16 protein-coding genes and 1 tRNA gene are annotated in these 13,241 nt (G+C 64.0%); 6 read left to right on the forward strand and 11 right to left on the reverse strand.

Annotated features, from left to right (window positions below; genetic code table 11):
• Positions 1–42: 42 nt before the first annotated feature.
• Positions 43–1,221 carry a M20 aminoacylase family protein gene (locus AC5I5I_RS23120; protein WP_495977034.1) on the reverse strand — a complete coding sequence of 393 codons (1,179 nt, stop codon included), beginning with the start codon at positions 1,219–1,221 and terminating at the stop codon, positions 43–45.
• Between the two features lie 370 nt (positions 1,222–1,591).
• On the opposite strand from AC5I5I_RS23120, the gene AC5I5I_RS23125 reads away from it, so the two are divergent.
• Together AC5I5I_RS23125 and AC5I5I_RS23130 are read left to right on the forward strand one after the other, a co-directional pair.
• A tRNA-Lys gene (locus AC5I5I_RS23125) sits at positions 1,592–1,667 on the forward strand.
• Between the two features lie 123 nt (positions 1,668–1,790).
• Entirely contained in the window at positions 1,791–1,997 is a 207-nt protein-coding gene (locus tag AC5I5I_RS23130; RefSeq protein WP_495977036.1) for a hypothetical protein, read from the forward strand.
• Positions 1,998–2,602: 605 nt separating this feature from the next.
• Here the strand turns inward: AC5I5I_RS23130 and AC5I5I_RS23135 are convergent.
• A complete protein-coding gene (locus tag AC5I5I_RS23135) occupies positions 2,603–2,998 on the reverse strand; it encodes a hypothetical protein (RefSeq protein WP_495977038.1) in 396 nt (131 codons plus the stop codon).
• A 236-nt stretch (positions 2,999–3,234) separates the two neighbouring features.
• On the opposite strand from AC5I5I_RS23135, the gene AC5I5I_RS23140 reads away from it, so the two are divergent.
• Positions 3,235–3,432, forward strand: coding sequence for a hypothetical protein (locus tag AC5I5I_RS23140; protein ID WP_495977040.1), 198 nt, complete (start codon positions 3,235–3,237; stop codon positions 3,430–3,432).
• 136 nt (positions 3,433–3,568) lie between these two features.
• Here AC5I5I_RS23140 and AC5I5I_RS23145 read toward each other — a convergent pair whose 3' ends face one another.
• From AC5I5I_RS23145 to AC5I5I_RS23160, 4 genes are all read right to left on the reverse strand, one after another.
• Positions 3,569–4,417, reverse strand: coding sequence for an amidohydrolase family protein (locus AC5I5I_RS23145; protein ID WP_495977041.1), 849 nt, complete (start codon positions 4,415–4,417; stop codon positions 3,569–3,571).
• Positions 4,417–5,418, reverse strand: a complete 1,002-nt coding sequence (locus tag AC5I5I_RS23150; protein WP_495977043.1) for a Bug family tripartite tricarboxylate transporter substrate binding protein — start codon at positions 5,416–5,418, stop codon at positions 4,417–4,419. The genes AC5I5I_RS23145 and AC5I5I_RS23150 overlap by 1 nt, the downstream gene beginning before the upstream one ends.
• 86 nt (positions 5,419–5,504) lie before the next feature.
• Positions 5,505–5,966 carry a DoxX family protein gene (locus AC5I5I_RS23155; protein ID WP_495977045.1) on the reverse strand — a complete coding sequence of 154 codons (462 nt, stop codon included), beginning with the start codon at positions 5,964–5,966 and terminating at the stop codon, positions 5,505–5,507.
• Between the two features lie 77 nt (positions 5,967–6,043).
• Complete coding sequence (locus AC5I5I_RS23160; RefSeq protein ID WP_495977047.1) at positions 6,044–6,871, reverse strand: amidohydrolase family protein; 828 nt, start codon at positions 6,869–6,871, stop codon at positions 6,044–6,046.
• A gap of 216 nt (positions 6,872–7,087) precedes the next feature.
• On the opposite strand from AC5I5I_RS23160, the gene AC5I5I_RS23165 reads away from it, so the two are divergent.
• The gene (locus AC5I5I_RS23165; protein WP_495977049.1) at positions 7,088–8,008 is read left to right on the forward strand and encodes a LysR family transcriptional regulator; all 921 of its coding nucleotides are present in this window, start codon (positions 7,088–7,090) and stop codon (positions 8,006–8,008) included.
• Positions 8,009–8,040: 32 nt separating this feature from the next.
• On the opposite strand, the gene tgt is transcribed toward AC5I5I_RS23165, so the two are convergent.
• From tgt to coaD, 5 genes are all read right to left on the reverse strand, one after another.
• Positions 8,041–9,174 carry a tRNA guanosine(34) transglycosylase Tgt gene (tgt, locus tag AC5I5I_RS23170; RefSeq protein WP_495977051.1) on the reverse strand — a complete coding sequence of 378 codons (1,134 nt, stop codon included), beginning with the start codon at positions 9,172–9,174 and terminating at the stop codon, positions 8,041–8,043.
• Complete coding sequence (gene queA, locus AC5I5I_RS23175) at positions 9,171–10,250, reverse strand: tRNA preQ1(34) S-adenosylmethionine ribosyltransferase-isomerase QueA (RefSeq protein WP_495977053.1); 1,080 nt, start codon at positions 10,248–10,250, stop codon at positions 9,171–9,173. The genes tgt and queA overlap by 4 nt, the downstream gene beginning before the upstream one ends.
• A 128-nt stretch (positions 10,251–10,378) precedes the next feature.
• On the reverse strand, positions 10,379–10,840 hold the full coding sequence (locus AC5I5I_RS23180; protein WP_495977055.1) for a peptidylprolyl isomerase: 462 nt from the start codon (positions 10,838–10,840) through the stop codon (positions 10,379–10,381).
• Positions 10,841–10,852: 12 nt separating this feature from the next.
• Positions 10,853–11,398 (reverse strand): peptidylprolyl isomerase, encoded by a 546-nt coding sequence (locus AC5I5I_RS23185; RefSeq protein ID WP_495977057.1) that lies wholly within the window; start codon positions 11,396–11,398, stop codon positions 10,853–10,855.
• Between the two features lie 23 nt (positions 11,399–11,421).
• Positions 11,422–11,919, reverse strand: a complete 498-nt coding sequence (gene coaD, locus AC5I5I_RS23190) for a pantetheine-phosphate adenylyltransferase (RefSeq protein ID WP_495977059.1) — start codon at positions 11,917–11,919, stop codon at positions 11,422–11,424.
• Between the two features lie 161 nt (positions 11,920–12,080).
• On the opposite strand from coaD, the gene AC5I5I_RS23195 reads away from it, so the two are divergent.
• Positions 12,081–12,503 (forward strand): hypothetical protein, encoded by a 423-nt coding sequence (locus AC5I5I_RS23195; RefSeq protein ID WP_495977061.1) that lies wholly within the window; start codon positions 12,081–12,083, stop codon positions 12,501–12,503.
• Positions 12,504–12,555: 52 nt separating this feature from the next.
• On the forward strand, positions 12,556–13,236 hold the full coding sequence (locus AC5I5I_RS23200) for an ankyrin repeat domain-containing protein (RefSeq protein ID WP_495977063.1): 681 nt from the start codon (positions 12,556–12,558) through the stop codon (positions 13,234–13,236).
• Positions 13,237–13,241 lie beyond the last annotated feature (5 nt).

A 13,241-nucleotide genomic window follows, 5' to 3' on the forward strand; every position in this document is an offset into this window, starting at 1 on the left:
TGCGGGAATGAACCGCGTTCGTGGCTCCGGCGCGCGGCTCCGTTATGCCGGCATCGCCTTCTCGACCAGTCGCACCCAATAGCTCGACCCGAGCGGGATGACGTCGTCGTTGAAGTCGTAGGCCGGATGGTGAAGCCCGGCGCTGTTCTCCCCGTTGCCGACGAAGATGAAGGCGCCCGGCCGCGCATTCAGCATGTAGGAGAAATCCTCCGCGCCCATCATCGGCGGCAGATCGTCGTTGACCCGATCGCCGCCGGCGATCTCGGAGGCGACCTGCGCCGCGAACGCGGTCTGTTCGGCATGGTTCACCGTCACCGGATAGCCGCGGTGATAGCGGATGCGCGCGGTCGCGCCGTGCAGCTTGGCGACGCCCTCGCAGATCTCCTTCACCCTTGTCTCGAGCTGGTCGCGCACCGCGTCGGTCAGGCTGCGGATGGTGCCGGCGAGCTTCGCCGTCTGCGGGATCACGTTGTTCGTCGTGCCCGCCTGGAACACGCAGATCGAGACCACGCCGGCTTCGAGAGGGTCGACATTGCGCGACACGATCGACTGCAGTTGGTTGACCATCTGCGCGCCGACCAGGATCGGATCGATGCCCAGATGCGGCCGCGCCGCATGCGCGCCCTTGCCCTCGATCTCGATCGACACATAGTCGGCCGCCGCCATCATCGGCCCGACCCGCATGCCGAACTGGCCGACCGGCATCCCGGGATAATTGTGCATGCCGTAGACCTCCTCGATCCCGAAGCGGTCCATCATGCCGTCCTTGACCATTTCCTTGCCGCCGCCGCCGCCCTCCTCGGCCGGCTGGAAGATCACCACCGCGGTGCCGGCGAAGTTGCGGGTCTCGGCGAGATACTTGGCGGCCCCGAGCAGCATCGCGGTGTGTCCGTCATGGCCGCAGGCATGCATCTTCCCCGGCACCGTCGACTTGTAGGGCAGCCCGGTTGCCTCCTCGATCGGTAGCGCGTCCATGTCGGCGCGCAGACCGATCACCCTGGCGCGGCCGCCGGCGGCCTCCTTGCGCCCCGTGATCACGCCGACGACGCCGGTGCGGCCGATCCCGGGCACCACCTCGTCGCAGCCGAAGGCCTTGAGCTTTTCGGCCACCGAGCCAGCGGTCCGGTGGACGTCGAACAGAAGTTCCGGATTGGCATGCAGATCCCGCCGCCAGGCCGTGATTTCGGGATGGAACTCGGCAATACGGTTCACGATCGGCATGGCGGCGGGCTCCGGTCCGAATGGCGGGATTTGGCGGCCAGTTAATCCTGCCGCCGCCTCAGGGGCAACCGCGGGATGGGGCGCGCGCAGGGCCTGCGGTGCGGGCCTCGATCCGCGCGGGTAAAACTCGGTTTTCCCTAGCCTCACGCCACGCATGAAAGCGCCTCGTTTTCCGAAGCCGCGCTCGGTGACAGTATTTCGAGGCCGCCTTGTCCGGCACCGGTTTATCCACCCCCGATGTCCGGGGGCAGTTTTTGATTGTCCCGCAGGGCAACACGGCTTATGTCTCGGCCCGCCGTTCGCGGCAGGCGCGCGGCCTGAACCGAAATCGCCGTACCGCCTTTCCGGCCTCCCTGCAGGGTGGCTCTGGGAGCCTGTAGCTCAGTCGGTAGAGCAACTGACTTTTAATCAGTAGGTCATGGGTTCGAATCCCATCGGGCTCACCACAATTTCGAGTTTCGCCACATGCTCAAATCCCGGGAACCGACCGCCCGGTTGTCCCAGGCACCGATTTCCCCTAGATCGGTGGGAGCGATGTCCGCGAACGCCCCGGCCAAGAAGACACCACCATGACCGACCCGCTGTCCCTCGATGAACTCGACCGCCGCATCGCCATCGTCCGCGAGAATATCCGGCAGTTGATCGAGCAGGCCGCGGCGCGATCGGGCGCAGCCGACGAGGCGCTGGCCTCGGACCGGATCGCGCAGCAGAGCGAGGAGCTCGAGCGCCTGACCAAGGAGCGCGACGCACTGCTGGCGGCGCAGGGCAAGGCCTGACGCTGCTGGATTGCCCCTCGCCCGCTTGGCCTGACAGAAGCGATTTCGACGTCCAGAAGCGAGCAACCGCCGCTCGTCGCAATGCGAGGGTTGCATCCAGGGTGCGCACCTTGCCCGGATCAAGGCCGGATGAAGCCATCTGACCGGCGCCTGCTTGCGGTCCTTTGACTTTAACTTTCGCCAAACACGCGACCGGAAACGGATGCATCGGTAACGATCGAGTCCGTAGCGTCTCACCGGAGGCCATCGCCGTCCGGCCGGTCTCGTGGTAATCTCAGTGCGTGAAGTCCGTACCGGCCCTTAACACCATGGAGGGTGGAATGCTGGCGGATCGTTTCGAGCGGCTCAGCACGCCGACCAAGATCGTCATTTCGTCAGGCATCGTTGCGCTGTGCATCTGGACCGTGTGGTCCAGCGTGAACTTCGCCGCGATGTAGGATCAGGCGCGCTTCGCGCCGGACTGGGACGAGACGCGCGCTTCACCCCGCGTCAGCGCTGAAGATGTGCGCCGGCGATAATGCGGACAATGTTGCCCAGGCTCCGCATGAGATGCGCTCGGGACAGATACACTCAGCACAGATGCGCCCGGGACAGCGCGCGCAGCCTCACAGTTTCAGCCAATAGGCATTCGCGGCCATGTCGAAGCTGTCCTTTGAGACAAAGCCCGCCTGCGCGTCCTTCTCCGCTTTCGTCAGCGCGAACAGCGCGGAGCCGGCGGAGACGCAGCCATGCCGGGTCAGCGCCTGCTTCCTGCCGCTGACCGACTGAAGCTGCACCACCCAATGCGCGCGCTGGTCGCTGTCGGTGCGCTTCAGCTTGTGGATCTCGAAGATGACGATGGGAGCGTCCGGAACGCGGCCATCGATCTGCGAGAGGGTCACGATGCCCTCCCCGGCCTTGTCGATATCGCAACTGCCCTCAAGTCCGAGGGAGTTGTAGCGCTTCAGCGCCCGTTCGACGTGGCCCAGTTCGTTTGCGGTCCAAGGCAGATAATCCGGCACGTGCCCCTCTCATCCCGGCTTTTTATGTTCGGCCGACGCACCGACGTCCCGATGCTGCGGCGCAACCTGAATGGCGTGCACGTCTTTCTCCTGTCATCTCAGCGCCGGACCAATCGCAATCGATTCTGATTGTCGCGAAATCGCGCGATCATAATCCAATTCGCGTCGCGAAACCGCCACGAACGCACGATACACGCTAGCCTCTGGAGGAGGGGTAACACGAGAGGAGGACCGTCATGCTGCACACATCCGGCGATCCGGCCCGTATCGCATACCCTGTTTTTCGCCGGCCGGCCTGCCCATCTTGCGGCAATATGCTTTTTGCCGCCGCTGCTACGGAATTTCTGGGACAGGGCAGGATCGCCAATGTCTGGTCCTGCGATCGTTGCGAATATGAATTTCGCACCGCGCTTGCGGTCCCCAGTGAGAGCTGACAACGGGCCGACCCACCTTTAAAAGGATTTCGGGGCTCACCTCAGCGGTGAGCCCTTTTTCATTGCTGCGATGACAGCGCAGCGTCGCTTGAAGCCGGCATTCAAGCCCGAATTTCACGCTTTGGCGCCGACCGGCTCAATACCCGTAAAGTTTCGCCGGATTGTCCACGAGCAGTGCCTTCTGCTGCGCCGGATCGGGCGCGATCTTCGGCAGCAGGTCGACCAGGTCGGCCTCGTCGGCCTCGTGGGTGGAATTGGGATGCGGAAAATCCGTACCCCACAGCACGCGGCTGGGGCTCGCCTCCACGATCTTCCGCGCGATCGGGATCGCCTTGTCGTAAGGCGGCATGTCGATCCGCTCCGAGCCCGAGACCTTGATCCAGCAGCGATCGAGCTTAGCCAGATCGAGCAAGGCTTCGAGCGGCTTCTGGTCGACGCCATCCTTGGCCGGCACCCGGCCCATATGGTCGATCACGAACGGCAAGGTCAGGCCGCGCATCATGTCCGACAGCGGAATGATGTCGGGCGCATCGACATGCAGCACCACGTGCCAGCCGAGCGGCTTGATGCGGCGCAGGATGTTGGAAAACACCGTCATGTCCGGCGAGCCGCCGAGATGCTTGACGAAGTTGAAGCGCGCGCCGCGCACACCGGCGCGATGCATGACGGGGATGTCGGTGCCGGGCGTATTCCCGTCGAGAATGGCGACGCCGCGATAATGCTCCGGCCGCCATGCCAGCGCATCCAGCATGGCCCGGTTGTCGCTGCCGTGACAACTCGCCTGCACGATCACCGCACGGCTGATGCCGAGATGATCGTGCAGCGCTTTGAGCATTTCCTTCGGCGCGTCGTCCGGCGTGTAGCGGCGGTTCGGCGCATACGGAAACACATTGCCTGGTCCGAAGACATGGCAGTGCGCGTCGCACGCATCCGGCGGAAGCTGAAAGGACGGCTTCCGCCGTGTCGCAAAGTCGATCGCAGTCATCAACGCTTCTCGATCCCGGCCTTCTGAATCACGTCCGACCACTTCACGATGTCTTCCTTCAGGCGGTCCTGGATCTCCTGCGGGGTCGAGCCGCGCGCGTCAATGCCGAGCTCGAGCGCCCTCTTCTTGACCTCGGGATCGGCCAGCACTTCATTCAACGCCTTGTTCAGGGTGGCGATGACGTCTGGCGGCGTACCGGCCGGGGCAAAGATCGCGTTCCAGGACGTCACCTCCCATTTCGGCTCGCCCGCCTCCTTCGCGGTCGGGGCATCGGGCAGATACGCGCCGCGCTGCGTGCCCGAAATCGCGACCGGGATGAATTTCTTCGCGTCAAGGCTGCCGCGCAACGCGGCGTAAAACTCGGTCGCCATCTGGATGTCGTTGCGCTCAAGCCCCACCAGAACGTCGCCCGAGGTCTTGAACGGCACGATCACGGCATTGATGCCGGCCACCGACTTGAACAACTCGGCGCCGAGATTCTGGCTCGATCCGGCGGCGATGGTGCCGATATTGAGTTGGCCCGGCTTGTCCTTCGCGGCCTTCACGAAATCGCCGAGCGTCTTGTAGGGACCGTTGGCATTGGTCACGAGGATCAGGTCGAAATAGCCCATGGCCGAAACCGGCGCGAAATCCTTCACCGGATCGAAGGGCAGCGCCTTGAACAGGCCGACGCTGACCGCAGTGCCGTTGCTGAGCACCGCGAGCGTATAGCCGTCGGCTGGTGCGCTCAGTACAGCGCGGGCCGCGGTGATGCCGCCCGCGCCCGGATTGTTCTCGACCACGAAACGCTGGCCAAGCTTCTCGCCGAGCTTCTCGGCCACGAGCCGCGTGGTGATGTCGGCAACGCCGCCGGCGCCGAATGGCAGGACGATCTTGACCGGCTTGTCCGGATATTTGCTCTGGGCATAAGCAGGCAACGGGGCAAGCAGCATTGCAGCAAGCCCGGCGACAACAAGGCCCGCCGTGCGGATAGAGCGCGCGGGATTGTTTCTGTTACACATGGCATAGTCCTCCCAATCAGGCGCCAAGAAGCAGACTTTGCGCCGCGAGGGCAAGTCCGAAAAGCTGCCCCGGCATTCCCGGCGGTTCAGATTTCCCGGCCGAGCTTGCGGTCCAGCGAATAGGGACCGCCCCCCCGCAACAGCATCGCGAGAAAGATGAGGCCCCAGAACAACGGATATTCGTATCCGCGGTTGACCCACGAATAGCCGTTCGGCATCTGCACGAAAATGATGACGATGAATTCGACCACCAGAAGCGCGGCCACCGCGCGCGTAAAGAGGCCCAGCATGATAAGCACGGCTCCGACCGTTTCGAGCAGCACGACCACATAGGCCCAGAACAGCGCCGGCTCGATCCCCCGCTTGGCGAGACTATTGGCCGCGAAGACATGCACGCCCGCCATGACCTTGGGCCAACCATGCGTGAAAAGAATCGCACCAGCGGTGACGCGAATGAGCGGCCAGTACAATTCTGCAAAGCTTTCGTAGAACCCGCGCAATGCCGGAACCATAGGTTTCGGATCGCTGCCCTTGTCCGCGTAGGTCATGGTCTCCCCCCGTTGAATTTTCTGTCAGTGAAGCGTTTCAGGCCGATGCGCCACACGCGTCGCCCATCACCACGTCGCTATTTCCATTTCAACCGCGCAAGGATCGCACGTCCCATCACCCAATCCTTGTCGTCCTCGGAGAGGAATTTCAGCTCCTGCAGGAAATGTGCGATGCGTTCCTGATACGAGGCCTTGGCAAAGCCTTGGGTCACATCCGACCCCCAGTAACTGCGCTGCGGTCCATATGCGTCGAAGAGCCGCTGAATATGCCCGTGCATATCCTTGAACGGATAAGACTCCGTCGAATAGGCCGGCGCCGCTGAGAGCTTTACCGACACGTTCGGATATTTGGCCAGAGCCGCCGCCGCTTCGACCGCTTCCGGAACCTTCTTTTGCGCGACCACCTGCGACGAGATGCCCATATGATCGATGATCAGCGTCAGCTTGGGGTGCCGCTCGGCGATCGTTCCGAATAACGGTAGCGTGCCGGCGGTCAGAAACATGATCGGCACGCCCGCCCTCTCCGCGGCCGGCCAGAGCCAGTCCGTCGACCCGTCGGTCAGCATCCCGGCTGCCGGACCCAGAAATGTGAGCCTGATGCCGAGCATCCCCGGCTGCGCCCTCCAGCGCGCAAGATCGTCCGGCGACTGCGGTGTCTTGAGCGGCAGCCGGCCCATGACGCCAAGTCTTTGCGGATATCGCTTGGCGGCTTCCAGCGCATAGTCGAGGCGGTCTCCGACCCAGCTCGGCGGGACGATCACCGCACGGTCGACACCTGCCTCGTCCATCGCAGCGATCAGCTTTTCGATGGTGAATGGCTCCGGCATTTGCGCCGTCGAACCCGGAACCCACGGATGTTCGGGTGTATTGCCTTGCCAAATGTGAACCTGGGAATCGACGATCATTCGCTTCTGCTGCGGTCGTGCGACCTGCGCTGAAACTGCCGTCGTCTGCGCCGAAGCCAAGACAGCACCGGCGCCCAACGCGCCATTCAAAAACAAGCGCCTTGAAAGCATCACGTCCTCCCTTCGGGTCCGTTGAACCGGACTTCAGACTGCAGGATAGGGACGCTTCCCCATTTTAAAAATTTATAGTATCAATCACCTTCATTCATGGGGTGAATGTTTTTGAACCTCAACAACCTCGATTTCAACCTGTTACGGGTGCTCGATACGCTTATCACCGAGCGCAACGTCACACGCTCGGCGGACATCCTGCGCCGCTCGCAGCCCGCGATCAGCAATGCGTTGCGCAGGCTGCGGACCGTGCTTGGCGACGACCTTCTGGTCCGCGGTCCCAAGGGCGGCCTAGTGCTGACGCCTCGCGCCGAGGCAATTCGGCAGCCGCTGCGCGAGGCCATCGAAACCATCGGACGATGCCTCGGCGACGATCAAACCTTTGACCCTGCTTTCGCAACCGGAACATTCCGCCTGTCTGTGCCGGACCGGCTTAGTCTGGCCATCGTACCTGCATTGTTTGATCGGATGCGGCAGAATGCGCCGAGCATGTCGCTTCATGTCGTGACCGCCGACCGCAAAGCCGCACTGGCGCTGTTAGACGACGACCAGACCGACCTCGCGCTGGCGTGGTACGATGAAAAGCCGCCTCACCTGAAAACGGAGCGGTTGCACGAAGAGAGCCTGTTCTGCGTGTTCCGCCGCGAGCATCCGCTGGCAAGAGCGCGCAAACAGTTCAACATAGATTCAGTGTTGAGCTATCCACATCTGATTGTCAGCGCGACAGGCGCGCGTACCGCAATCTTCGACGAACTGCTATCGCGCTTCAACCTTCGTCGCGAGCCGCTGGTCTCTGTAACGAACTTCACGGCGGTGCCTGAACTCCTGTCCCGAAGCGACATGATCGGCGTCTTCACCGAGCTAGCGTCGAGTGCGTTCGAACGGTCGTTTGGATTGGTCAAGCGGCCGGTGCCGCTTGATGTCGGCGCGATCACCACGAGCATGGTTTGGCACATCAGAAACGAGCGCGACTCCAAGCATGCCTGGTTTCGACGGCAGATCGGGGAAATCTACCGCAAACTTTGAGCGGCTGAGAGCGAACGAACGGCGCGACCTCTTTAACGTGGCGGGATATCGCCTGCGGCCCAGCCGCGCTTCACCCGCTCCCGATACGCGCCGAAAGTCCTGGCCGCGATCGCCTCGCGCGCGCCACGCATCAGCGTCTGGTAATAAGCCAGATTGACCTGGGTCAGCAGCATCGCGCCGAGTGTCTCGTTGGCCTTGATCAGATGATGCAGATAGGCGCGCGAATAGGTCCGCGTCGCGATGTCGGAGCTCCGCTCGTCCAGCGGACGCGGATCGTCGGCATGCCGCGCATTCTTGAGATTGACCGGCCCGTGCCGGGTGAAGGCGAGCCCGTGGCGGCCGTTCCTGGTCGGCATCACGCAATCGAACATGTCGATGCCGCGCCAGACCGCCTCGATCAGATCGTCGGGGGTGCCGACACCCATGAGGTAGCGCGGCCGGTCGGCCGGCAATTCCGGTGCGACGATGTCGATCATCGACAGCATCACCGCCTGCGGCTCGCCGACCGCGAGCCCGCCGATGGCATAGCCCTGGAAATCCATGCCGACCAGTGCACGCGTGCTTTCGACCCGAAGGTCCGGATCGTCGCCGCCCTGCACGATCCCGAACAGCGCGTAACCCGGTTTCGCCCCTTCGAATGCGCGCTTCGATCGCTCTGCCCAGCGCAGCGACAATTGCATCGCGCGATCGATCTCCTCGCGCTTCGCCGGCAACCGCAGGCATTCGTCGAGCTGCATCGAGATATCGGAGCCGAGCAGCCGCTGGATCTCGACCGCGCGCTCGGGCGAGAGTTCGTACATCGACCCGTCGAGATGCGAACGGAAGGTCACCGCTTTCTCGTCGAGTTTGCGAAGCTGTGACAGCGACATCACCTGGAAGCCGCCGGAATCGGTGAGGATCGGCTTGTGCCAGTTCATGAACGAGTGCAGGCCGCCCAGGGCCGCCACCCGTTCCGCGCCCGGCCGCAGCATCAGATGGTAGGTATTCGCAAGCAGGATATCCGCGCCGGTTCGCGCGACATCGTCGGTCGTGACCGCTTTCACCGTCGCCTGGGTGCCGACCGGCATGAAGGCTGGCGTCGCGATCCGGCCATGCGCGGTCTCGACCTCGCCGGCGCGTGCTGCGCCGTCGGTGGCGATCAGGTGGAAGGAAAACGGCTTGGTCATTGGGCGCGGTGTAACAGGCAGGCGTCGCCATAGGAATAGAAGCGATAGCCTGTCGCAATGGCATGGGCATAGGCCCGCTGCATGGTGTCGAGACCCGAGAACGCGGAGACCAGCATGAACAGGGTCGAGCGCGGCAGGTGGAAATTGGTCATCAGCAGGTCTGTCGCGCGGAAACGATAGCCCGGCGTGATGAAGATATCGGTGTCGCCGCGAAACGTCCGCACCCTGCCCGCCTCGTCGGCGGCGCTTTCGAGAAGCCGCAAAGCCGTGGTCCCGACCGGCACCAGCCGGCCGCCCCGTGCCCGCGCCTCGTTCAGCGCCGCCGCCGTCGCCTCGTCGATCTCGCCCCATTCGGCATGCATTTTGTGCGTAGCGGTGTCCTCCGCCTTGACCGGCAGGAAGGTGCCGGCGCCGACATGCAGCGTCACCCGGTGCAGCGCGATGCCGGCCGCCTGCAGCCGCGTTACAAGATCCGGCGTGAAGTGCAGCGCCGCGGTCGGCGCCGCCACCGAGCCTTCTTCGTCCGCGAACATGGTCTGATAATCGGTCGCATCGCGCTCGTCGGCTGCGCGCTTGCCGGCGATATAGGGCGGCAACGGCAGCGCGCCGCGCTCGGCGATCGCCTGGTCCAGCACCGCGCCATGAAATACAAAGGCCAAAGTCACCTCGCCGCTCTCGCCCTTGTGCTCGACCGTGGCGTCGAGCTGGCCGAGAAAGCAGACCTTGCCCTCATCCCCAAAACGCACGGTGTCACCCGTTTGCAGCCGCTTGGCCGGTCTGACAAAGGCCAGCCAGCGCGAGCCGTCGAGCCGCTTGTGCAGCATTGCCTCGATCTTGGGTTCCTCGCCGCGGCCGATGCGGCGGCCGAACAGCCGTGCCGGGATAACCTTGGTGTCGTTAACGACCAGCGCATCGCCCGCGCGCAGAAGCTCCGGCAGGTCGCGCACGATCCGGTCTTGCGTCTCCGGCGTTTCGCCCGGACGTACCACCATCAGCCGCGCGGCATCGCGCGGTGACGCCGGCCGCAGCGCAATGCGGTCCGCCGGCAGCTCGAAATCGAAGAGCGAGGTGAGCATGGTTCTTCTCCCTCTCCCCGCTTGCGGGGAGAGGGTCGGGGTGAGGGGCATGTCAGGGATGCGGAGAAAAGCCCCTCACCCGGCTCGCTACCGCTCGCCACCCTCTCCCCGCTTAGCGGGGCGAGGGTTTAAGCATCCGCAGCGATGGTCGCCTTCACGATCTTGTCCGGGTTCTGGACCGGCTCGCCGCGCTTGATCTTGTCGACATTCTCCATGCCGGAGATCACCTTGCCCCAGGCGGTGTATTGCCGGTCGAGGAAAGTCGCGTCGTCGAAGACGATGAAGAACTGGCTGTCGCCGGAATCCGGATTCTGCGCGCGCGCCATCGACACCACGCCGCGGACATGCGGCTCGGCATTGAATTCCGCCTTAAGCTTCTTGCCGGAGCCGCCGGTGCCGGTGCCCTGCGGGCAGCCGGTCTGCGCCATGAAGCCGTCGATCACGCGATGAAAGACGATGCCGTCATAGAAGCCCTCGCGGACCAGCTCCTTGATGCGCGCCACATGGTTGGGCGCAAGGTCGGGACGCATCTCGATGACGACGTCGCCCTTGGTGGTCTCGAGCTTCAATGTGTTTTCCGGATCGGCCATATAGTCCTCCTGTTATTTCTTGTCCGCCTGCACAAAGGCGCGGGTGATGCGGTCGGGGTCGGCCACCGGCTCGCCCTTCTTGAGCTTGTCGACATTGTCCATGCCCGACACCACTTCGCCGATGACGGTGTATTGGCCGTTAAGATGTGGCGCATCGGCATAGGTGATGAAGAACTGGCAATTTGCGGAATTGGGATCGCTGGCGCGCGCCATGCCGACAATGCCGCGCCGGAACGGCACCTGCGAGAACTCGGCCTTGATGTTCGGATATTTCGACTTGCCGCGTCCGTCGCCGCGGTCGCCGTCGCCGGTCTGCGCCATGAAGCCAGGAATGACGCGGTGGAACGGCGCGTTGTTGTAGAAGCCGTCGCGTGCGAGCTGCTTGATCCGATCGGCGTGTCCCGGCGCGATGTCGTTGCGCAGCCGGATCACCACCGGGCCCTTGGTGGTTTCGAGCACCAGCGTGTTCTGCGGATCGGACTGGGCCAGCGCCGAAGTGACGTGCGCGGGCACGGCGACAACGAACGCAGCCAGCAGCATGGCAAGAATGCGGATCATGAAGGCTCCCTGAGCGTCAGGCGTTAGGACTTGAATTTGGCCTTGAGGCGGGTGGCGACCGAAACGGGCACGAAATGCGAAATATCGCCGCCCATTTTTCCGATCTGGCGCACGAGTGTGGCCGTGATCGGGCGCACCATCGGCGACGCCGGCAGGAACACGGTCTGCACCTCCGGCACCATGGCGCCGTTCATGCCGGCCATCTGCATTTCGTAGTCGAGGTCGGTGCCGTCGCGCAGGCCCCGGATCAGCAAAGTCGCGCCTTCGCGCTGCGCCGCACGGACCACGAGATCGTCAAAGGTGAGATAGCCGATTTCGCAGCCAGTCTCGCGCGCCACCGGGCGGCAGACCTCCTCCAGCATTTCCATGCGCTCCTGGGGAGTGAATACCGGGGTCTTGCCGGGGTGCACGCCGATCGCCAGCACCAGCCGGTCGGCAAGCCTGGCCGCCTGCCGGACGATGTCGAGATGGCCGTTGGTGACCGGGTCGAAAGAACCCGCATAGAGCGCAATTCGCGGCATGACGCCCGTCTAGCCCGGGGTCGGGCTTCCCGCAAGGGTTAGACAACGCCGCGGCGCCCCTGCCGTTCCGGGTTTGTCACTATTTCGCGAGCGCTGAACCAAAGGCCGGCTCAAGCGTCATAGGTCCACAGGGATGTTTGAGCGAACGGAGGGACCACAGGATGATCAAGGCCGTGTCTGCGATGGCGAGTGTCGCCGTATTTGCGGCGGCGGTGATGACCATCCCGGGGCTCGTGAATGCGAGTGCCCCGTTCGCCGGACAGAAGGGCGATATCGCCGATCTGACCGATTGCGAATTGCGAAGCTGGCCCTATTACGCCCGCGCCTGCGTGCGCGACGAGACCCTGAATGCCGGTGGCCGGGCCATCAAGGTTCGGATCGTGGCCCCGGACCGCATTCCGGACTGGGAATTGAAGGCCGCTTCCGGTCTGCAACGTACCTATCCGGCCGCGGAAAAGCCGGACGCTGCGACCCAGACCACGGCCGCACGCACGGCGATTGCCCCGTCAGGCTGGATGATGCCCTATACAGAGGCCAAGCTGCATCTGGACGCCGGCGATTTCATCCGCCGCACGGTCCGCTGATATTCATTGAGCTCAATAAACTCTGATAGTCTCCGGTCTGCCGGAGGTTGTCATGCGCCTGCTACTAGCCGTCATCGTCGCGGCGTCGATCTGTATGCCCGCAGCCGCGCAGGTCGCACCGTCGCCCGAGACCATCGCCGCCTATCGCGGCCTTCACGCCGCAGCAGCGAAGGGCGACGTTGCCGCCATCGAGCGCGCCGTCCGCGACGGTGCCGCGCTCGACGCCGTCGATCCGCAGCAGCGAACGCCGCTGCATGTGGCCATCTTCATGAAGCAACATGAGGCCGCGCGTGCCCTGCTCCGTCTCGGCGCCGATCCTAACCGGCTCGAATTCGGGCGTTACGACATCATCACCATCGCGGCGGTCGCAAACGATCTGCCCGGCCTCAAGATCGCGCTTGAAGGCGGCGGCAACCCGCGCGCCATCACCTCGGTCTATGACGGCACCGCGCTTATCGCCGCCGCCCATCTCGGTCATGCGGAGGTCGTGCGCATGCTGATCGCCGCCGGCGCGCCGCTCGACCATGTCAACAACCTGGGCTGGACGGCGCTGATGGAATCCGTCGTGCTCGGCGACGGCGGAAAGGCTCACAACGACACCCTCGCGGCACTGGTGAAGGCGGGCGCCAACCTCGACATTGCCGACCGCGACGGCGTCACGCCGCTTTCGCATGCGCGCCGCCGCGGGTTTACGGCAATGACCGAGATCCTGGGGCGGGCCGGAGCCCGCTAGTCAGG

It is taken from the genome of Pseudorhodoplanes sp., from assembly GCF_059499825.1.